The following is a 21,259-nucleotide window of genomic DNA, read 5'->3' as shown; positions in this document are numbered from 1 at the left end:
GGAAATTCAAGATTGAAAATTATTGGTTGGTATCGGTTGTGGAAATTGTGAAATATGGGTGGTTGGGGTAAGTTGGGTTTGTAAACTAGATTCACCACGAATGATACCAATAGCGATCGCTAGTATTAAACAACCCACAATTGTTAAACTTAACACAAATAATACAAATATTTCTCCAGAGGATAGAGGGCGATCGCTCGCATCAAGATACATTGATTTTGAGTAATCATAAGGTTTATGCACGGAATTGTTTAAATCTGTTGGTGCTTGAATCACGCCAAAGCGAGAGTACCCAATCTTTAAATCATAACTGAAACGCTGTTCTGGATGACTGAGGGTAGCATACGCTTCGTTAATTTCCTGAAATTTAGCGGTAGCAACATAATCAGGTAATTCTGTGGTATCTGGGTGATACTGTTTGCTCAGTTCCCGATAAGCGCGGCGGATATCTATCACTGACGCGGAAGGGTGCAGTCCTAATAGGGAGTAATATGTAGGTTTACTGCTGTGTAGCTTTTTCCCGGTTTGACTCACGACTGTTTAATTTACTTTGCTCAAATCTGTTTTTTATATTTTAGATATTTTATATTCATTTGCTCAGGCAGATTTTACCGTATCTTCATATCAAAATGGTAACAGTAGTGTTGATCCCCAATTTTTTGATCAGTTGGGGATCTAAATATGAAGTTTTTTAAGTCACAGCCATACTAAACACGGTTGAGACATGGACTTTTGCAAGATTACGAAACCTGGATGTGTAGGGGTTTAGCAGTGCTAAACCCCTACCTATAGAATCAAATAATTAAGCCGTTTTGAGTATACTTATTTACAACCTAAAGATTCACGAGTATCTACACCAGTTTTAGAATTTACACCACTAGCATTAACACAAAGTTTTTTGATTTCTACCCCATCTAAAATTGCATTAGTGAAATCTGCACCAGTGACATCAACATGATCAAAAACTGAACGCAGCATCATGGCATCTGTTAATAGTGCATCACTAAAATCAGCATTTTTGAACTTTGCTAAATAAGCTATACCTTGACGAAAATCTACATTATGTAAATTTACTCCTTCCAATATAGTACCGTTAAACACAACACCCCGTAAGTTAGCATTGCTAAAGTTAGTATTTTCTAACTTCACATTGGTATACTCAGTACCGATTAAATTTTGTCCAGAAAAATCTTGACCTTGGACTTCATCACCAGCAGAACGGGTAATGCTGGAAGAACTTGCTGCTTGTGCTGATAAGGGAGACACAAACAACACCACAGCTAAAACAACACTAGCGAGTATTTGCCAATACTTCATAATTTTTGCTTAATAAATCTCAACAATTCCACTATTAACTATTAAACCGTACAAGTGAATAGATCCCCGACTTCTACGACAAGTCGTTTTTTTTATTTGGAAGTCCCTTAAATCAGAACACATCCCGTAGGATAGATAAAGTTGAGGTGCGATCGCATAATCCTAAAATACCGTGGCTAATTCCGAAAATATCACCGAATCTCTAGCGCAAACCCCTTTATACAAACAGGGTGTAGAACTCAAAGCCCGCTTTACCAGCTTTGGTGGTTGGCAAATGCCGGTACAATATAGCGGTATTACTCATGAACATCAAGCTGTAAGAAATGCAGCCGGGATGTTCGATATTTCCCACATGGGTAAATTTACTCTCCAAGGCAAAAACCTGATTTCCCAACTTGATACATTAGTTCCTTCCGATTTGAGTCGTTTACATCCAGGTCAAGCCCAATACACTGTATTATTAAATCATCAAGCGGGAATCATTGACGATATTATTATTTACTTTCAAGGTACAGATACTACTGATATTCAAAAGGTGGTAATTATCGTCAATGCAGCCACCACTCACAAAGATAAAACTTGGATATTACAGCATCTTGACCCAGATACGGTTCAATTTCAAGACATATCACGGGATCAAATCTTAATTGCTGTTCAAGGTCCAAAAGCTACTAGCTATCTTCAATCTTTGGTAACAGCAAATCTAAGCTCAATCAAAGCTTTTGGGCATTTAGAAACAACCATTTTCGATCAACCAGCATTCCTTGCCCGTACAGGTTATACAGGAGAAGATGGCTTTGAAGTCATGGTAGATCACCATCTGGGGTTGGAATTATGGCAACATCTTAATCATGCTGGTGTCCTTCCTTGTGGACTTGGTTGTAGAGATACCCTACGTCTGGAAGCAGCAATGGCACTTTATGGACAAGATATTGATGATACAATTACACCCTTAGAAGCTGGTTTGGGGTGGTTAGTACATTTAGATACCAAAGGAGATTTTATTGGACGTAGTGTTTTAGAACAGCAAAAAGCCCAGGGAGTGCAGCGTAAACTCATAGGTTTGCAAACTCAAGGACGGAATATAGCCCGTCATGGCTACCCAGTTTTAGCCGCAGGTGAAGTTGTCGGAGAAGTCACTAGTGGTACTCTCTCACCCACTCTCAGTTATCCTATTGCTTTAGCTTATGTTCCCACATCCTTAGCAAAGGTTAAACAACAGCTAGAAGTGGAGATTCGCGGTAAAGCTTATCCAGCAACAGTTGTGAAGCGTCCTTTTTATCGCTCAAAAAATCGTGTTAGCAACTGATTAAGTTGTGAGGTTTTTGAGGAATAATGTCTTTTGGGTTACTCTTGTAACACCAAAAATCTGTTGTAGGGTGCGTCAGATATCAACAATCTGTTTATTTGCAGTATTTATGCAGTCTGACGCACCCTACCAATGTGCCAGTTGCATAAGTCCTGACTATTTTTTTTACGTGGAAGAGGAAGTGCTATGTCTTTTGAATATCCCCAGGATCTGCGTTATCTAGATTCCCATGAGTATGTCAGACTAGATGGTGAAATAGCGACTATTGGCATTACTGAGTTTGCGGTGGATCAATTAGGTGATATCGTGTTTTTAGAATTGCCAGAGGTAGGTGATGCTATTAACAAGGATGAGACCTTTGGCAGAATTGAATCCGTCAAAGCTGTTGAAGAACTCAAATCACCAGTGAGTGGAACAGTGGTAGAATGCAATGAAGCTATGGTTGATGCGCCTGAACTCATAGCTGATGATTCCTATGGTGAAGGATGGTTTATTAAGGTGCGTGTTGATGATTTTAGTGAGATTGATGATACATTAACAGCGGTTGAATACCGCGATTTGGTGGAAGGTGAGTAATTAATTCATCATTTACAACTCCTAAAATGTAATGTAAAGACGTTTGAGGAAACGTCTTTACATTTCCAGAAACTACTAATTAATCCAGGTAGATGCAGTCACTTTTAGACATCTAAAATCTAAATTTAATTAACATTAACAACCACTCAGTGAACTAGCATAATAAATTCGCATTATGTCATTGCTATTACACATTTGGTATGCTCCCGTTTAAGCAAACTAAATTTTTGTTGACAAATCTATAGATAATAAAAATCCTGACCTGAAGTAACAAGTCAGTAATTTACATCCTAGAAAAAACCGTAAAATATCAAAGTAATCATTACAATATATTAAACCGTAGCATCTGGAGACAAATTTGTGGTATCCAATCCCCCACGTCCTCACATTTTAGCCCAAACCAGTCAAAAACTCAGCAGCTTTGCACAAAGACACATTGGACCCAATTCCGATGATATTCAGCAAATGCTGGAAGTCTTAGGTTTAAGTAACCTAGATGACTTAATTGATAAAACCGTACCCCAGGGAATTCAGTTTAACAAAACCCTACAACTACCAGCAGCACAAAGCGAATATGCAGCGTTAGCAAAATTAAAACAAATAGCCGATAAAAATCAGGTTTATCGCTCATTTATCGGCATGGGTTATTATGATTGTATTACCCCCGCAGTCATTCAGCGCAACATCTTAGAAAACCCCGGTTGGTATACAGCATACACCCCCTATCAGCCAGAAATTGCCCAAGGACGTTTGGAAGCGTTGTTAAATTTCCAAACCATGATTATTGATTTAACAGGTTTAGAAATTGCTAACGCATCGTTATTAGATGAAGCAACAGCAGCAGCAGAAGCAATGAGTATGAGTTATGGTATCTGCAAAAATAAATCCCATAACTATTTTGTTTCTAGTGAATGTCATCCCCAAACCATTGATGTATTGCAAACACGTGCAAAACCTTTAGGCATAAATATCATTATCGGTAATCATCAAACCTTTGATTTTTCCGAAACTATCTTTGGTGCAGTTCTGCAATATCCCGCAACCGACGGTACTATTTACGACTACTGCGATTTTATCACAAAGTCTCATGCTCAGGGTGCATTGGTGACTGTAGCCGCAGATCCTTTGAGCTTATTATTGCTAACATCTCCCGGTGAATTAGGGGCTGATATTGCCGTAGGTAGCACCCAACGCTTCGGTATTCCCTTGGGATTTGGGGGACCACACGCTGCTTATTTTGCGACGAAAGAAGAGTATAAACGACTTGTTCCAGGGCGAATTGTGGGGGTATCAAAAGATATTCATGGCAAACCTGCATACCGTCTAGCTTTACAAACCCGTGAACAACATATCCGCAGAGATAAAGCTACGAGTAATATCTGCACAGCGCAGGTTTTATTGGCAGTGATGGCGAGTATGTATGCAGTTTATCATGGACCGGACGGACTGAGAGCGATCGCCCAAAATATCCATGAACTTACCGCAACTTTAGCAGCAGGACTGAAAAAATTAGGTTATAAAATCAGTTCGGAAAACTTCTTTGATACCTTGCGGGTAGAATTAGGAAATACGAAATTAGAAGCAATTCTCGACGCTGCAAATGAGAGAAATATCAATTTACGCATTTTTGATAATTCAACTGTGGGTATTTCTTTAGATGAAACTACGACAGAAGCAGATTTAATTGACCTTTGGCAAGTTTTCGCGCTGAAAGATCAATTACCTTTTACCGTTGAAGAATTACCAGTTTCTCATTCTCAATTATCACGTCAAAGTAAATATCTCACCCATCCAGTTTTTAACCGTTATCATTCAGAAACTGAATTATTACGTTATTTACATCAACTAGAAAGCAAGGATTTATCATTAACAACTTCAATGATTCCCTTGGGTTCTTGTACCATGAAGTTAAACGCAACTTCGGAAATGATTCCGGTAACTTGGGCAGAATTTGGTAAAATCCATCCTTTTGCGCCAATTTCCCAAACCAGAGGTTATCAAATTCTCTTCCAACAACTAGAAGCATGGTTAGGAGAAATTACAGGTTTTGCCGGAATTTCCTTACAACCAAATGCAGGGTCTCAAGGTGAATATGCGGGACTGTTGGTAATTCATGAATATCATCAAAGTCGCGGAGAAGGACACAGAAATATTTGTTTAATTCCGCAATCTGCACATGGAACAAATCCCGCGAGTGCGGTAATGTGTGGAATGAAAGTTGTGGGAGTTGCTTGTGATGATCACGGTAATATTGATGTTGAGGATTTAAAAGCTAAAGCTGAAAAACATAGTCATGAATTATCAGCTTTAATGGTGACATATCCATCAACTCATGGGGTATTTGAAGAAGCAATTCAAGAAATTTGTGCGGTAATTCATAGTCACGGTGGACAAGTTTACATGGACGGCGCTAATATGAATGCCCAAGTAGGTATTTGTCGTCCTGGTGATATTGGTGCAGATGTCTGTCATTTGAATTTACACAAAACCTTCTGTATTCCTCATGGTGGTGGTGGTCCCGGTATGGGTCCCATTGGTGTCGCTTCCCACCTTGTACCGTTTTTACCAGGACATTCTGTGGTGAGAATGGGTGGTGATTTGGGTGCTGTTTCGGCTGCACCGTGGGGTAGTGCAAGTATCCTAGTGATTTCTTGGATGTATATTATCATGATGGGTGCAGATGGGTTGACGGAAGCAACCAAAATTGCCATTTTGAATGCTAATTACATCGCTAAGAAATTAGAGTCATATTATCCGGTTTTGTATCAGGGAAAAAATGGTTTGGTGGCACATGAATGTATTTTAGATTTGCGAAGTTTGAAGAAATCAGCGCAGATTGAAATTGATGATGTTGCGAAGCGGTTAATGGATTATGGTTTTCATGCACCTACTGTTTCTTGGCCTGTTGCTGGGACAATTATGGTTGAACCAACGGAAAGTGAATCTAAACAGGAATTAGATCGTTTTTGTGATGCTTTGATTGCGATTCGTGAGGAAGTTGCGGCAATTGAATCTGGTAAGATGGACATTGAAGATAATGTTTTGAAAAATGCCCCTCACACTGCGGAAAGTTTGATTATTGGTGAGTGGAATCATCCCTATTCCCGTGAACAAGCTGCTTATCCTGCACCTTGGAATAAGGAATATAAGTTCTGGCCAAGTGTGGGGAGAATTGACGCGGCTTTTGGGGATAGGAATTTTGTTTGTTCTTGTTTACCGATGGAGGCTTATAGTTAGTTAATTGTAAGGTGCGTTACATTTCATTAACGCACCGTTTTGATTTTCAGTGTTAAAGGTTGTCAAATGTGTATCTTAGGAGTTAGGAGTTAAATTAATTCGGGTTTATCTTTGATGCTATACAAATTGAACGCTGTACTGGCATCGAAATATTAAGCTTGGTTGCTATTTTTTGACGTTCCTTATAACCTATATCGTGCATATATAAATGGCGTAAAATAATCTGTTTTAAAAAGCGATCACAAACAGGATTTTTGGAGAATTCTAAGTGTAATTTTTCAATCTTATCAATATCTAATCTTTTTTCAAATTGCAATTCAATAATTTGTTGAATCAATCGTAATGAAGGATTATTTTTTGTTTCGGTTACTTTACTATAAATTTCTCTACCCTTGTCAGAACCTAGAGAAAAAGAAATTTTGTAAAGCATTGCCAAAATAACCATGTAATTAATCCCTAAGTAAAAAGACTCAATTTCTCGAATAATTTTGGAATTGGGACGATTTGGATTCTCTTCTGATATCTTTTTAATTTTTCTAATTGACTCTTCTCGCACGCATTCCGAAAATCTTAGAAAGACATTAAGAAATCTTAGTGAAACAGAAAGTGATTCTTCATAAATTGACTCTAGAACATTTCTCTCTAGTGATCCAAGTCGATTTCTTAAAATTTGTCCACAGACTTCAATTGCGCGAAATACTTTGTTCACTTTTACCATGAAGTTTTCTAAATTTTCATCATCTTCTATAAGGCTATTATCATCTTCCTGTTGATCAATAATATCTTTCTGATTATCATTTTTTAATCGTTCTTGCCTTGCATCACGATTCTCTAAAACAAGGTCAGGTATTTCTTTAACAAAATCTTGAAGAAAAGATAAAGAACCTGCTTCTAATGTTACTTCTGACTCATCAGAAAAAATATCCATGACAGAAATTAGGATTTCATCAAGAATCCACGGATCTTTGGAATGATGCGTAAGAAACAGAACTATGTTCGATGCCTTTTCGAGATGAATTTTATTGACTAGATTTTGTATTTTCCTTTTAGCTTCCTCTCCTCGGTGAAGAGTATCAGCCAATTTTTTTGCAGCAAAGAAGTAAAATAGATAACGGTAACGAAACTTTAGACCAGTTTCTGATCGTTGTAAAATAAATGAATTGACTAAATCAGTAATTATTTTTTCTTGATCTACTGGAAGAAATTTATTTGAGTATTCTTTAAAGAATAGCTGCAACTCTGAATCATTAAGACTTTCGGATCGAGATTCTAAAATTGCTCCCCCAAGTTCTGATAAAACATTGAGGTATTTTTCAATGTCGGATTGTTTTACATGAACACTCTCTAGAGCTTGATAGATTAGATACTGATAACAGTGTCCGTAAGCAGTAAGTTCAAGTCTTTGTGTAGTCATTGTCTCGAAAGACTGAAGAAGCATCAATATATGAAATGGTTTTGCAGGGACTATATTTTTTCGTACAAGTGAGTCCACATGAAGCCGCAATTCATCTTTTTTTGCCCAAACTTGCTGATCATCTACTTCTTCAGTTAATTCTAGTGCAACCCATTTATTAATTAGTTCGCCAAGATGGACATTACCGAAAGGTAGAATTTCCAACTTCTTATAATCATCAAGTTCAGGAAAATCAGGTAAAACAAATCTAAATGAGTCCTCTGCAATCAAAATAGTACGAGGAAAAATCGAATTAAGATTTGCTATCAGTTTACTTTTTCCTCTCTTATTAATTGTACTTGCTGATATATCATCGACAATACAGAGAAGATTATCTCTTTGAAGGAATTCTTCCGCAGACAGCGATTGATATATATCTGAAACTAGCTTTGGAATTAGTTCCTTAATATTAGAATTTTTTATGGTTGCCCCATTAAGAAGTAAAGGTAAGAATCCGCTAGAAAGAGCATCTTGAAATATTTTTTTTGCAAGAGAAGTTTTGCCAGATTGCTCATCTCCTAAAATAAGGATACGGCTATCATCTTTTAATAGATTTTCACCTAAAATAGTTGATGGTAATGTTTCTAATGATTCCTTTATGACTTTTAATTTAGGAAAGACAAATAAATCATTAAGAGAAATAGATTCACGACTTCGATGTGCAAACTTTATTCCAGTATTCTCAAGAAAATCTCTAAAATCTTTTGTTACTTCTATCTTGAACCTAGAAGAGGTACTTAAATTGCTGAATTGTTCCTCACTGTAATTTAAGAAAGTTGTTTTTTTTTAATGATTCCTGGCATTAATTTAATAAAAGTTGGGAAATTTTTACGCAAGAAATCTTCTGTATCTAACTCTGCTTCGTAAGAAATTCCCACAAAAGGAGGTATTGAAGAAATTACTCCTTTAAGCTTTGCTGCTGCTGACTTACCTGGCTGATTCAGTTTATCTCGAATTTCCTTTAAAAGATTAAGGACTTCATCAGGATAGCTAGATGAGCTTACCTCGATTTTACCTACTTGGTTCACAATTTCTGCAACTACAACCTCTGCTTGTTGTTCTGAAATTTCAATAGATTCTGATTGCTGTGATATCAGTTCCCAGTATTCTTGCTCATACGGGAGGATCTGTGCTTTCAAGTCGATGATCTGCTGCTTAATTCTCTCCTTGTCTTCATCGGGGGTTGTTGTTAATGCTAATTCCTTGCCTGACAACTGTTTACGATAACGGCTCAGAAGGTTCTCAACTTGACCCAGGCGATCACTCGACATCATATAAACTCCAAAACTTTAACTAAGATTATCTAGTCTCCCTTTTTACCATAATTTAGTTCATTATGTCTATAGATTTTTACAGGAATTATCAGCATTTTTACCTTTAAAAGCCTGAAATGCTAAAATTTTCGAGATATAATCTAGGTCATTTTTTAGTAAAAACTGTCTTAAATCGTGATTATTTCGTGTTTTTTATGGTTCAGTATCTTGTCATTTTGCGTAAGTTATACCCTGAACGAATAAATTTAACTCAATCACTATGTAGTAATTAAAACTATTGAACTACAACACACAGATAGCTACATTACTCTGCTCATACTACTCATACTATGTTTTATTGGAATCAATTCCTAGTGCGATCGCTCATCTTCTAGCTTAGATTAAGGAACACAACCCAACATAATAAAAATATCTGATTCATATTTTTTGTCAGAATCAGGATGTCCAGGATTTTAGGATTTACAGGATTGTGATTTGTAAGTTATTGGTGGGATGCTGAAATTGTAATTGTCTGAATCAGGATGTCCAGGATTTGAGGATGTACAGGATTGTTATTGATAAAATGTCTGTGAAGATTTGAAGATTATAAAATACAGTTACAGTAATAGTCAAGAATTAACAGCGGATAATTTAACTGATAACTTATCTATCATCCCAAAATCTCTATATTTTATAGACAATCAAACAACAACATCCTGAAAATCCTCCAATCCTGGTTATCCTGATATGGCTTGCGCCACGCTACGCTATCAGACAGATTGTTATTGATAAATTGTCTGTGAAGATTTGAAGATTATAAAATCCAGTTACAGTAATAGTCAAGAAATAACAGCGAATAATTTAACTGATAACTTATCTATCATCCCAAAATCTGTATATTTTATAGACAATCAAACAACCACATCCTGTAAATCCTTATTAAAATCAAGAATTTTTTGACTTTTGACTTTTGACTTCCCGAAGGGTGTCCTGGGTATCCTGATTCAGAAAATATCTCATCAAAAATGCGATATTATTCTTGTTCAAATTCATCAGGAACTTCACCTATAGTCTGCTGTGCTGCATGACGAATATGAAGAACACGAACTGTAGAAATTTCTTCTCCTTCTATAATTGTGAAAATTATCCTGTATGCGTTGCGTCCTTTTCTATAAATTATCTGCCGCATTTCTTGACTAAAATAATCATTTTCTCTAGCTAAAGAACATCGTTTTGGCATTTTTGATAAAGATTCAATTAGTCGTAGTAACCCTGCATACCACTGACTTGCATTTTCAGGAGAAGTTATTTGAGACATTTGTAAAAATGCTTTATCAGCCTCCACTTCTGCTACACTAGAGATATCAATATAGTATTTCATACTTCACGGGGCAGGTTATATTTACGACGTTGTTCTTCGGCAAAATCATCAAAAGACCGAAAGCGACCTGCTTCAAAATCATCTAATCCTTGCTGAATACCTTGAATAGCTGCTTGTGAATCTTCTAATTCCCAGTCTAGGATATTTTTCAATAATTCAGCCGCAACTAAACTGATATCTTTTCCTTGTTGGGTTGCTTTTTCACGTAGTCTTGCTTCTAGTTCTGGAGTTAGGGAAATAGCGATCGCCATAACTGTATATTTTGGTGAAAGTTTATAAATATTATAACATCCTGTACATCCTTTAATCCTGGTTATCCTGATTCAGACAAAAAATATAAAATGTGCTAAAATATGCAAAGCTAATCAACTTCATGCAATTTAAAATTATGAATACATTAGAAAAATTAGAATTGCTGAGTGAAAACTGTAGCGATAACACAGAATTAGAACGAATTATTGGACAACTTTTAAATGTAATCTTAACCCGTCATAGTCAAAAATTAGCTATCTACAACTCTGATTTAGAACAATTTGAGAAAAAATATCAACTCACATCTGAACAATTTGTAGAACAATTTAACTCAGGAAGTTTAGGGGATGAAATGGATTATTTTGAGTGGTTTGGCTTATGCGAACTCCGCAAAGATATTTTACAAAAAATCCATAAATTAGAACAAGCTTTATGAAAAATGTTAAAAATGCCGATGACTATTTGGCATGGATAAAATCTGTAATTGCACTTTGTCCAGAAGTCGTAAATTTAACTATTCTTCGAGAAGAAGCACAAACTGATAAAGGACTATGGCGTTATCGTTTGACATTAAAAAATGGTAGCTTTTTAGAAATGTTTGAATTTTTTAAAATAGCATCAGGACAAGTAGAAATAATTAAATATAGTTTCCATTGGCAAACTGAAAATAGAGAACTAATAAAACGTTGGGACAACGCACCTCATCATCCTGAAATTGCAACCTATCCTCATCATCTACATGATGGTTCTGAAGATTCTGTTTTTCCATATTTACCTGTTGATATTGAAGAAATTTTAAAACAAGTTTCTAAACATATAAAGTCTCAATTAAGTTAGTGCGACCTAGTAATCGCTCATCTTCTAGCTTAAATTAAGGAACGTAACCCAACATAATGAAAATATCTGATTCTGACAAAAAATATTTTAAATTATCCATATTTTTATTGTTGACTATGTTATAATATAAAAGTTATCAAAATTATTAAAATAATTCTATGATGACTCAAGTAATGATTCAACCCTCATACTGGATAGAATCTGGAATTGAAATCAGCAAAGTCAGAAATTTGAACTTGTTTAAATTCACTCCAGAATTACAATCTAGGTTAGAAGAACTTGCTGATAAAAATAAAGCAGGAATGTTAACTACAACAGAAGAAGCTGAACTAGCAGGAATATTAGAACTGGACAGGATTTTTACTTTATTGAATGCAAAAATAATTGCTGAATCATGACAGTTAACGAGACAACCAAAAAATTAGTCAGAGAAAGAGCAAAATTTCCTTGTGAATACTGTCATTCTTTAGAAGAAGCAAGTGCAGCGTTATTTGCTATTGATCATATTATCCCCCAGTCTATTCCTGGTTCATCAAATGACCCTGAAAATTTAGCTTTAGCTTGTCAACGTTGTAACGGATATCGCTATAATGTCACAACTGGTATCGATCCAGAAACTGGAGATATCATTCCCATATTCAATCCTCGAAAACAGAAATGGTCTGACCATTTTATTTGGTCAGCAGATGGTTTAAAAATTATTGGTATTACTGCTACAGGAAGGGCTACTTGTAATCGCTTAGACCTCAATGATGAAAGGCATAATGAAGGTTCTATTATCAAAGCGCGTCGTTTTTGGATAAAAGGTGGTTGGCATCCACCAGATGAAGACCCGCGACAAAGCTGAGAAAACTCAACACTTTCACAATAGCTTTTTGCAACTTAAACTTTGCATCAGTGCATAATACATTGTGGATGTCTGATAAATGTTTCATCTTGAATACATCCATAAAAATCACTTAATTTCATAGTTTCTTCTATTGGTGTTTGTTCCGGTAGTGATGTTAATTCATAAACAACAATAATATCAAGTTCAGTTCCTTCTTTAGCCTGTGGTAACTGAATTTGTAAAAGTCCATCTTTACCAATACGCGATCTTACTCTTAAACTTTGTATCATTAATTTTTCTCCTTTATTTTTGTCTATAATTATTCTTTCAATGATTAATAATATAATATCATGTATTTGATTAAATATGGTTTATAATACACATATCTATACACATAATCCACCTAAATATCATGCGAACCAATATTGAACTTGACGACGGATTAGTAGAAGAAGCATTTCGTTTAACTAACGTGCGAACCAAAAAAGAATTAATTCATCTAGCATTACAAGAACTAATCTGCGTTCGTAAAAAACGGAATTTACTTGATTTAAGTGGACAAATTCAATTTACTCCTGACTACGATTACAAAGCATTGCGAGAAAATCGAAATGTTTCTGATTGATACTTCCGTTTGGATAAATGTTTTACGCGATAAAACAGGAGTTGCACGTTAAAACCTCCAGACAATTATCAAAGATGAAAATGTCTTTCTCACTTGATTTACCCAAATGGAATTATTACAAAGTTGTCGAGATGAAAGAGAGTGGATGTTATTGCAAACCTACCTGCAAGAACAAGACTATATTGAAGCAACTGATAATACTTGGGTGTTTGCAGCACGAATTTATTATGATTTACAAAGACAAGGGTTAACTGTTAGAAGTAGTATAGATTGTTGTATTGCCCAAATAGCAATAGAAAACCAACTAACCCTAATTCATAATGATCGTGATTTTGAAACTATTCAACAAGTAAGACCTATGTTATGTTTGCGTTTTCCATCTTCTGGAAATTAATAATTAGCACCAAATTAAAAGAGGTACAGGATTGTTATTTGTAAGTTGTTGGTGGGATGCTGAAATTGTAATTGTCTGAATCAGGATGTCCAGGATTTTAGTATGTACAGGATTGTTATTGATGAATTGTCTGTGAAGATTTGAAGATTATAAAATCCAGTTATAGTAATAGTCAAGAAGTAACAGCGGATAATTTAACTGATAACTTATCTATCATCCCAAAATCTCTATATTTCATAGACAATCAAACAACCATATCCTGAAAATCCTTATTAAAATCAAGAATTTTTTGACTTCCCGAAGGGTGTCCTGGTTATCCTGATTCTGACAAAAAAGATATTATGACAGTGATACCTGTTAATTTTATTGAGAATCATCAAACATAGATGAAAGATCACGACGACCACGTACTATTCGTAAAATTTCAATTCCATCATCCAATACTCGATAAAAAATTATATATCCTTCAAGGGATAATCCGCGTAAATCAGGGTTGATTTCTGAGTAGCTTTTACCACTATTGGGAAAGGAAACTAATTGTTTACATTTGCGGTTAAACTCCTGAAAAAATTTTTCACCTGCTTCTAAGTTTTTTTGTGAGAAGTATTCAGCAATTTCATTCAGGTCATAACTAGCGAGAATATTAATAACATAACGATTCATTTTTGCACCTGTCTTTGTTGCTGGAAACGATCTAAAATTTGATTAACAAATGTTTCTCCATCAATAGGTGGTGTGTGTTCAGAAATGGAAATTGCTGCATCAATTTTTTCTCGCACTTTCTTAACCCATTCTGTCTCATTCCGATCATACTCATCTAGTAAATGGAAAGCAATTTCCATCAGTTGTTCTACAGATTGGTATTTTCCTGTTTGCAGTTTTGTTTGAATAAAGTCTTCTTGTTTTGGTGTTAGATTGATAGTCATAGTGAGTTATAGTCAATTTTTGCTAGGTATATACAAACTATTGTAATCTAATTTTAGACTCTAGGAAATAGCGATCGCCATAACTGTATATTTTGGTGAAAGTTTATCAATATTATAACATCCTGTAAATCTCTTCATCCTCATCAACTTCTGATCTTCCTCTTGCTTCATAAATAGAGGCTCTTAAATCAGCTAATGAATCATCATCAGCAAAAGCACCAGCTTGTTGAATTAAAATAGATCGGTGAGATTGAGAACTTAACCATTCATCAATTGCAACTTTTAAAAATCTCCAGTTATTCTCTATTTTTTGTCCGGGAATATTCCCCAGTAATGTTTGACGAATTACCGCTTCTTGAGGTAGACGCAAATATTCGGCAACTTCATCAATTGTGAGAACTTCTGGTAATGTTATTTGACTCATAAGCATCGCCATAACCTTGTATTTTAGTCAATGTTTATAGTTAATATTTTAACTCATAATGTTGATTTTAGTGCAACTATTGGTTTAGGTTATTGGTGGGATGTTGAAATTATCATTGTCAGACAAAAAACATCTTAATCGAAAATAGAAATTACTTTAATACCAACTACTTTGTGCATAGGTTTTGTTTTTTTCTCAGTAGTAATTAACTCCTCAGCAGCAACAGAAAAAGCAGCAGCTACATGAAGTGCATCCATAGCAGCTAATCCATAGTGAGAAGCAATTTTATAAGCCTCTTGTACAATATAATTTAAATCATTTGCCCAGTAAATAACATCATTAAAAAACTCTTCATAAAATTGATATTCTTCCGTTTGCTGATGATAAACTGCTTTAGGACTTACTTCTAATCTGACAAACTCACTAGCAGCAAATACCCGTTGTGAGTCTGATGGTATTTCTAATGCTTTTTCTGCAATTAAACCAGTACCATTGGTTGCACTCAGTAACACACCCGAATCAATATAAGTTATAATCATTCTTAACTACCTTGTATTCCACCTCTACGATCTGCTAATTCTTTTTCTATTTCATCTGCATTTAATAATGGTTTACCAGATGCAACAATTTTAGAGCAAATTTGTCGTAAACGTTCCCCCAAAGGCGGTTTTTTTGCAGTGGTTTTCAATTGCATAAATTCCACAAATTTCAAGACTTCCTGTTGTTTATCCTGGGGTAAAGATCGCCACTTTGTTAATAGTTCTTGTTCTGAAATCATTGATTTTTACAATCTTGGGAAATGAGTTTATGATCATGGTTAATCAAAATATTTTAATCATTCGCCCAAAATTTAAAATATTTTGGGCTATTTTTATCAGGCTTTTCTTAACATTCAACACTTCTGCCGATATACCTCCATAAACTACTCTTTAAACAGACACTTATCGTCCATAACGTAACAATTATACCAATTACCCCTGCATAGACCGAAATTGTTAAAATCTAATTCAGAACAGAATGAGAAACTTTAGCTGCAAATAAAAAATGAAGAACGAAAAGTTTCATCCTTCATAATTTAATTTGATTATTCATCCTTGGGGATGAGAGTTTTTTGTCGATTAACGGAATAAACTACTGAGCGAACTATCTTCGTGAATCCGCCAAATTGCTTCTCCTAGCAGATTAGCAACTGAACGCACTACTAATTGAGGAAAGTGATCACTTTCAGGAATGGGAATGGTGTTAGTGACTATGACTTCCTCAAATAAGCCACTTGATAAACGTTCAATCGCAGGTGGTGAAAATACCGCATGGGTAGCACAGGCGTATACCTGACTTGCACCCTCTTGACGCAGTAACTTAGCGCCTTCGGTAATTGTACCACCTGTATCAATCATGTCATCCACCAACACCGCCGTTTTGCCTTTAACATCACCGATGACGTTCAACACTTCAGCGACATTATGAGCTTGACGACGTTTGTCAATAATTGCCAGAGGTGCATCATTGAGCTTTTTCGCAAATGCTCTGGCTCGGGCGACACCACCGACATCCGGGGAAACAACTACAATATCCTGTAGCTGTTTACTTACTAAATAATCCAGCAACACTGGCGAACCGTAAACATGATCAAAGGGGATATCGAAATAACCCTGTATTTGCGCGGCGTGCAAGTCCATTGCGAGAATGCGGCCAGCACCTGCTTGAGTAATCAGGTTAGCAACCAGTTTGGCAGTAATTGATTCTCGTCCGGCTGTTTTGCGATCAGCGCGAGCATAACCATAATAAGGAATTACTGCGGTAATCTGTCGTGCAGAAGCCCGACGACAGGCATCAATCATGATCAGTAATTCCATCAAGTGGTCGTTAACGGGTTGACAAGTTGGTTGAACCAAATAGACATCACAACCCCGAATTGATTCTTGGATTTGAACATAGAGTTCTCCATCCGCAAATCTTTTACGAATCATTGGACCCAAGTCCATCCCTAGATAACGAGCGACTTCTTGGGACAGTTGTAAATTGGCAGAACCAGAAAACAGCCGCAGACGATGGTTTTCAGTCAGTCCTGTTGTGGCTGATGGTACTGTTAAAGTTGCAGAACTTAGCACAGCAGATCCTCGATGTGCATTCATGGCGATATTATCATCAGAGATTTAGCAGATTTAACCAAAATAGATAGACTAAACGACACATCTGTAAGTTTTGTTGAAATTTCTATACAAATTTGCAATATTTCTCCATATATTTACATTTGCTAATTTTCTAGTTCTTCTGGGAAAAAACCAACGAGGATTACACTGGCATCTATGTTTAAGCTTTCTGGGTACAGCTAGTTATTTTATGATACTAGCGCCAAATTAATAACATAACAGATTTTATTTTCAATATTGAGTTGGTTCATCACACAATCATTCATAGCGGCTGAGTTTGTCAACCTCTCAGCAGAGTATGTTATATTACAGGTTAGCAATAAGCGTTTAAATTCAAAGTCGCATTTAAACTAGCTATAACGTAATTAATCTTTTATATGTACTATCTTCAGCCAGAATATAAAAATGAAGTGAGGCAGGTTTTTCAGACTGACTTAGCATATAGTTCCATAAACTAAACATTTATGCTTTAGTTAACTTCTGGCTCAGTTGCTATTACACTTAATCAATTGATGATCTGAATCATGCAACCACCCATTACAGTTGGTACTGTCCTACAAAATCGTTACCACATCATTCACGTTCTTGGACAGGGGGGATTTGGTAGAACCTATCTCGCAGAAGACCAGAGGCGTTTTAATGAACTTTGTGCAATTAAAGAATTAATGCTCTCAGAACCGGGAGCTTACGGTGGAAAAAAGGCACAAGAGTTATTTGAACGAGAAGCTGCGACTTTATATCAAATCAATCATCCGCAAATACCCAAGTTTCGAGAAAAATTTTCTCAAGACCAACGTTTATTTTTCGTCCAGGATTACGTGGCCGGGAAAACATACCATACTCTGTTAAATGAACGCCGAAGTATTGGTCAAAGTTTCACAGAAACAGAAGTATTACACTTACTGCGCTCTCTGTTACCCGTTTTAGAGCATCTTCACAAAGGGGGAATTATTCACCGGGATATTTCACCGGATAATTTGATTTTACGGGATCTTGATCAAAAACCTGTATTAATTGACTTTGGGGTGGTGAAAGAACTAGCTACGCGGTTATCTAACCCCAATGAAATGCCAGTGACAACTGTGGGTAAACCGGGCTATTCTCCTAGTGAGCAAATGCAGTCTGGTAAAGCTTATCCTAATAGTGATTTGTATGCACTAGCGGTAACAGCAATTGTTTTGTTGACTGGAAAAGAACCAGCCGATCTATTTAATGAAACTGAACTGACTTGGAATTGGCAGCAATGGGTAGAAGTTAATCCCCGATTTGCTGAAGTTTTAAATCGGATGTTAAGTTATGTGCCGGGCGATCGCTACCAAAGTACCAAGGAAGTATTTTTAGCTTTAGAAGCTCTAGACCAGCCTCAGATTCCTCAATCTCATGTCTCTTATGTGCCAACCATTGCTGTTGGTCGTCGTCCTGATCCTTTACCACCAAAACCTCACAGTCCTCGCCCTGTAATTACACCACCGTCAAGTAGTTCTATTTTAGACAACCCGCTGGCCATTGGTGCGATCGGTAGTGCTGTGGTGATCTTAGCCGGATTTGGTTCTTGGGCGGTGGTGAATTCTCTTCGCAATCAATCAAAACAATCACCAGAACAAGCAACCACACCTCAAACTTTTCCTTCTCCAGTTATTCCTGGTGGTACATCTACACCAGATTTGACATTTATCCCGACACCTACACCTACTAATATTGAACCTATTGTCTATAAAAAACGTTTGAGATTAGGTACATCCAACACAGCCCAATTAGATGGTACTCTTAAGGCTAATGAAATAATTCAATACAATTTTGAAGGTGATGTTGGACAGAAGTTAACTTTAGCTGTTAATAAAGGTAGTGGAGTTTTGCTAACTGTATTAACATCTGATAATCAACCTATTGGTTATGGTTCTGAGCAAGTAACTTCATATCAAGGGTTATTATCGAATAGTGGTGAATACATTATTCAATTAAGTTTATCCCAGGGTGTAGCTGAAAGTGATTATAGTTTGAGTGTGGCTGTAGAAAATCCAGTTGAACCTACACCCACAGAAACTCCCACTCCTACAGAAACTCCCACTCCTACGGAAACTCCCACTCCTACGGAAACTCCCACTCCTACGGAAACTCCCACTCCTACAGAAACACCTATTACAGATACAGACTCGTCAGAAAATAATCAAAGACCGGAAACAATACCAATACCAGAAATCACTCCCAATAATTAACGCTAAATTAAAGATAGCCCAGTCTGAAAATTGCTGGGCTAATTTTTCTCAATCCACTGTAATTATTCGTAAGCAAATTGTTAAACACACTACTCATTACAGGAACTGATACCGGGGCTGGTAAAACTTTTTTGACAACAGCCCTAGCCGCCTATTGGCAAAAATATCACCCTCAAAGCAGCTTGGGGATTATGAAACCGATTCAATCTGGGGAGGGTGATAGGGAACTTTACCAGAGTCTTTTTACACTAGATCAGTCCCCTGAAGAAACTACACCTTTGTATTTTAAAGCACCTCTAGCACCACCAATTGCTGCGGCTAAGGAAAATCGCACTATAGATTTAGGTTTAGTTTGGCAGACTTTATTGAAGTTGCAACAGCGGCGTGATTTTTTGTTGGTGGAATCTTTGGGAGGCTTAGGTTCACCGGTTACTGATGAATTTACAGTAGCAGATTTAGCGAGTGAATGGCGTTTACCAACGGTTTTAGTTGTGCCTGTAAGATTAGGTGCGATCGCTCAAGCTGTGGCTAATGTAGCATTAGCAAGACAAGCGAAGGTAAATTTGCTAGGAATTGTTCTGAATTGTACACAACCCCGGTTTGATGAAGAAATAGCCGATTTAACACCACCGGAGTTAATTCAATCATTTACTCACATCCCCGTTTTAGGTTGTTTACCTTATTTAGAAGAACCCCATAACTTAGAACAACTAGCCGAAGTTGGATCTAATTTAGACTGGGAAATATTATCTTTATAGGGAACAGGGAACAGGGAAAAGGGGGATAATAATAACTAACCAATTACCAATTACCAATTACCAATTATGATTTCTACAATTCCAAATTCTGCTACGGAAAATTTTGCTAATGTCCGGTTGCAAATTCGCGCTTTACAACCGCAATTAATAGAATGGAGAAGACACATACATCAAAAACCAGAGTTAGGTTTTCAAGAAAAATTAACGGCTGAATTTATTTCTCAAAAATTGCAAAGTTGGGGAATAGAACATCAAACAGGTATAGCTGAAACTGGTATTGTTGCTATTATCAAAGGTGAAAAATCTGAGCATGGTAAAGTATTAGGAATTCGTGCTGATATGGATGCTTTACCTATACAAGAGGAAAATGAAGTTTCCTATTGTTCCCAACATGATGGAGTGATGCACGCTTGTGGACATGATGGACATACAGCGATCGCTCTCGGTACAGCATACTACCTTAATCAGCATCGTCAAGACTTCAGCGGTACTGTAAAAATCATCTTCCAACCCGCAGAAGAAGGACCCGGTGGTGCAAAACCGATGATAGCAGCAGGAGTCTTGAAAAATCCAGATGTTGATGCCATGATCGGTTTACATCTGTGGAATAATTTACCCTTGGGAACAGTGGGAGTGCGTGCAGGTGCATTAATGGCAGCTGTAGAATTATTCCGTTGTACTATTTTCGGTAAAGGTGGACATGGGGCGATACCTCAACAAACCATAGACTCTATTGTAGTGGCTGCCCAAATTGTTAACGCCTTACAAACTATCGTATCACGTAACGTTAATCCCATTGATTCGGCAGTAGTAACAGTAGGAGAATTACACGCAGGTACAGCAGTTAATATCATCGCCGATACTGCTAGAATGGGTGGAACAGTGAGATATTTTCATCCTGATTTAGTAGGTTTCTTTGAACAAAGAATTGAGCAAACTATCGCTGGAATTTGTCAAATTCATGGTGCTACTTTTGAATTAGATTATATTAATCTTTATCCCCCAGTCATTAATGATGCAGAAATAGCGGAATTAGTCCGTTCTGTTGCCCAAGAAGTTATAGAAACACCCTTGGGTATTGTCCCAGAATGTCAAACAATGGGTGGGGAAGATATGTCATTTTTCCTGCAAGAAGTTCCTGGTTGTTATTTCTTTTTAGGTTCTGCCAATGCAGCAAAAAAATTAAATTATCCTCATCATCATCCCCGATTTGATTTTGATGAAACTGCTTTAGTTATCGGTGTAGAAATGTTTGTTAGATGTGTAGAAAAATTTTTGATATAACAGGAGTCAGGAGTCAGGAGTCAGGAGTCAGGAGT

The 21,259-nt window shown here is 36.6% G+C and carries 25 protein-coding genes; 12 read left to right on the top strand and 13 right to left on the bottom strand.

The genetic code is table 11. The annotated features are described in order from the left end of the window. Positions 1-6: 6 nt before the first annotated feature. Both VB694_RS10205 and VB694_RS10200 read right to left on the bottom strand, forming a co-directional pair. Entirely contained in the window at positions 7-534 is a 528-nt protein-coding gene (locus VB694_RS10205; RefSeq protein WP_323360207.1) for a J domain-containing protein, read from the bottom strand. Between the two features lie 288 nt (positions 535-822). After that, entirely contained in the window at positions 823-1,317 is a 495-nt protein-coding gene (locus VB694_RS10200; RefSeq protein ID WP_323360206.1) for a pentapeptide repeat-containing protein, read from the bottom strand. 172 nt (positions 1,318-1,489) lie between these two features. Here VB694_RS10200 and gcvT point away from each other — a divergent pair, with 172 nt between their 5' ends. The 3 genes from gcvT to gcvP all read left to right on the top strand — a co-directional run bounded on the left by gcvT (position 1,490) and on the right by gcvP (position 6,439). Further along, entirely contained in the window at positions 1,490-2,626 is a 1,137-nt protein-coding gene (gene gcvT / locus VB694_RS10195; protein WP_323360205.1) for a glycine cleavage system aminomethyltransferase GcvT, read from the top strand. A 186-nt stretch (positions 2,627-2,812) separates the two neighbouring features. Beyond that, complete coding sequence (gcvH, locus tag VB694_RS10190; RefSeq protein WP_323360204.1) at positions 2,813-3,202, top strand: glycine cleavage system protein GcvH; 390 nt, start codon at positions 2,813-2,815, stop codon at positions 3,200-3,202. A gap of 360 nt (positions 3,203-3,562) precedes the next feature. Then, entirely contained in the window at positions 3,563-6,439 is a 2,877-nt protein-coding gene (gcvP, locus tag VB694_RS10185; protein WP_323360203.1) for an aminomethyl-transferring glycine dehydrogenase, read from the top strand. A gap of 94 nt (positions 6,440-6,533) precedes the next feature. Here the strand turns inward: gcvP and VB694_RS10180 are convergent, their stop codons facing one another. From VB694_RS10180 to VB694_RS10165, 4 genes are all read right to left on the bottom strand, one after another. After that, positions 6,534-8,123 (bottom strand): hypothetical protein, encoded by a 1,590-nt coding sequence (locus tag VB694_RS10180; protein ID WP_323360202.1) that lies wholly within the window; start codon positions 8,121-8,123, stop codon positions 6,534-6,536. 536 nt (positions 8,124-8,659) lie between these two features. After that, entirely contained in the window at positions 8,660-9,166 is a 507-nt protein-coding gene (locus VB694_RS10175) for a hypothetical protein (protein WP_323360201.1), read from the bottom strand. Positions 9,167-10,178: 1,012 nt separating this feature from the next. Continuing rightward, positions 10,179-10,526, bottom strand: coding sequence for a type II toxin-antitoxin system RelE/ParE family toxin (locus VB694_RS10170; RefSeq protein WP_323360200.1), 348 nt, complete (start codon positions 10,524-10,526; stop codon positions 10,179-10,181). Then, positions 10,523-10,777, bottom strand: a complete 255-nt coding sequence (locus tag VB694_RS10165) for a hypothetical protein (RefSeq protein WP_323360199.1) — start codon at positions 10,775-10,777, stop codon at positions 10,523-10,525. Before VB694_RS10165 ends, VB694_RS10170 begins: the two co-directional genes overlap by 4 nt. A 137-nt stretch (positions 10,778-10,914) precedes the next feature. Here VB694_RS10165 and VB694_RS10160 point away from each other — a divergent pair, with 137 nt between their 5' ends. From VB694_RS10160 to VB694_RS10145, 4 genes are all read left to right on the top strand, one after another. Then, positions 10,915-11,214 (top strand): hypothetical protein, encoded by a 300-nt coding sequence (locus VB694_RS10160; RefSeq protein ID WP_323360198.1) that lies wholly within the window; start codon positions 10,915-10,917, stop codon positions 11,212-11,214. After that, positions 11,211-11,615 (top strand): toxin-antitoxin system TumE family protein, encoded by a 405-nt coding sequence (locus VB694_RS10155; RefSeq protein ID WP_323360197.1) that lies wholly within the window; start codon positions 11,211-11,213, stop codon positions 11,613-11,615. The genes VB694_RS10160 and VB694_RS10155 overlap by 4 nt, the downstream gene beginning before the upstream one ends. Positions 11,616-11,773: 158 nt before the next feature. Then, positions 11,774-12,013 carry a hypothetical protein gene (locus VB694_RS10150; protein ID WP_026103943.1) on the top strand — a complete coding sequence of 80 codons (240 nt, stop codon included), beginning with the start codon at positions 11,774-11,776 and terminating at the stop codon, positions 12,011-12,013. Then, positions 12,010-12,462, top strand: a complete 453-nt coding sequence (locus tag VB694_RS10145) for an HNH endonuclease (RefSeq protein ID WP_323360196.1) — start codon at positions 12,010-12,012, stop codon at positions 12,460-12,462. The genes VB694_RS10150 and VB694_RS10145 overlap by 4 nt, the downstream gene beginning before the upstream one ends. 47 nt (positions 12,463-12,509) lie before the next feature. Here VB694_RS10145 and VB694_RS10140 read toward each other — a convergent pair whose 3' ends face one another. Beyond that, complete coding sequence (locus VB694_RS10140; RefSeq protein ID WP_323360195.1) at positions 12,510-12,734, bottom strand: hypothetical protein; 225 nt, start codon at positions 12,732-12,734, stop codon at positions 12,510-12,512. Positions 12,735-12,856: 122 nt separating this feature from the next. On the opposite strand from VB694_RS10140, the gene VB694_RS10135 reads away from it, so the two are divergent. Together VB694_RS10135 and VB694_RS10130 are read left to right on the top strand one after the other, a co-directional pair. After that, a complete protein-coding gene (locus VB694_RS10135; protein ID WP_323360194.1) occupies positions 12,857-13,069 on the top strand; it encodes a type II toxin-antitoxin system VapB family antitoxin in 213 nt (70 codons plus the stop codon). A 106-nt stretch (positions 13,070-13,175) separates the two neighbouring features. Continuing rightward, positions 13,176-13,463, top strand: a complete 288-nt coding sequence (locus VB694_RS10130; protein WP_323360193.1) for a PIN domain-containing protein — start codon at positions 13,176-13,178, stop codon at positions 13,461-13,463. 363 nt (positions 13,464-13,826) lie between these two features. Here the strand turns inward: VB694_RS10130 and VB694_RS10125 are convergent, their stop codons facing one another. The 6 genes from VB694_RS10125 to VB694_RS10100 form a co-directional block, all read right to left on the bottom strand. Beyond that, complete coding sequence (locus VB694_RS10125; protein ID WP_323360192.1) at positions 13,827-14,126, bottom strand: type II toxin-antitoxin system RelE/ParE family toxin; 300 nt, start codon at positions 14,124-14,126, stop codon at positions 13,827-13,829. After that, positions 14,123-14,389 carry a ribbon-helix-helix domain-containing protein gene (locus VB694_RS10120; RefSeq protein WP_027401608.1) on the bottom strand — a complete coding sequence of 89 codons (267 nt, stop codon included), beginning with the start codon at positions 14,387-14,389 and terminating at the stop codon, positions 14,123-14,125. Before VB694_RS10120 ends, VB694_RS10125 begins: the two co-directional genes overlap by 4 nt. A 112-nt stretch (positions 14,390-14,501) precedes the next feature. Continuing rightward, a complete protein-coding gene (locus tag VB694_RS10115; RefSeq protein ID WP_323360191.1) occupies positions 14,502-14,813 on the bottom strand; it encodes a helix-turn-helix domain-containing protein in 312 nt (103 codons plus the stop codon). A 134-nt stretch (positions 14,814-14,947) separates the two neighbouring features. Next, complete coding sequence (locus VB694_RS10110; protein WP_323360190.1) at positions 14,948-15,352, bottom strand: nuclease; 405 nt, start codon at positions 15,350-15,352, stop codon at positions 14,948-14,950. A gap of 2 nt (positions 15,353-15,354) precedes the next feature. Beyond that, a complete protein-coding gene (locus VB694_RS10105) occupies positions 15,355-15,591 on the bottom strand; it encodes a hypothetical protein (RefSeq protein ID WP_323360189.1) in 237 nt (78 codons plus the stop codon). Positions 15,592-15,931: 340 nt separating this feature from the next. Then, positions 15,932-16,948: a ribose-phosphate pyrophosphokinase gene (locus tag VB694_RS10100; RefSeq protein ID WP_323360188.1), complete on the bottom strand. Its 1,017-nt coding sequence runs from the start codon at positions 16,946-16,948 to the stop codon at positions 15,932-15,934. A 542-nt stretch (positions 16,949-17,490) separates the two neighbouring features. On the opposite strand from VB694_RS10100, the gene VB694_RS10095 reads away from it, so the two are divergent. The 3 genes from VB694_RS10095 to VB694_RS10085 all read left to right on the top strand — a co-directional run bounded on the left by VB694_RS10095 (position 17,491) and on the right by VB694_RS10085 (position 21,224). Next, positions 17,491-19,182: a serine/threonine-protein kinase gene (locus VB694_RS10095; protein ID WP_323360187.1), complete on the top strand. Its 1,692-nt coding sequence runs from the start codon at positions 17,491-17,493 to the stop codon at positions 19,180-19,182. 77 nt (positions 19,183-19,259) lie between these two features. Continuing rightward, on the top strand, positions 19,260-19,940 hold the full coding sequence (bioD, locus tag VB694_RS10090) for a dethiobiotin synthase (protein WP_323360186.1): 681 nt from the start codon (positions 19,260-19,262) through the stop codon (positions 19,938-19,940). A 66-nt stretch (positions 19,941-20,006) separates the two neighbouring features. Next, positions 20,007-21,224, top strand: coding sequence for a M20 family metallopeptidase (locus tag VB694_RS10085; protein WP_323360185.1), 1,218 nt, complete (start codon positions 20,007-20,009; stop codon positions 21,222-21,224). The last annotated feature ends 35 nt before the right edge of the window (positions 21,225-21,259 follow it).

Source organism: Anabaena sp. UHCC 0451 (genome assembly GCF_034931405.1).
Classification (GTDB): Bacteria; Cyanobacteriota; Cyanobacteriia; order Cyanobacteriales; family Nostocaceae; genus RDYJ01.
This window is presented reverse-complemented; position numbering and strand designations above follow the sequence as displayed.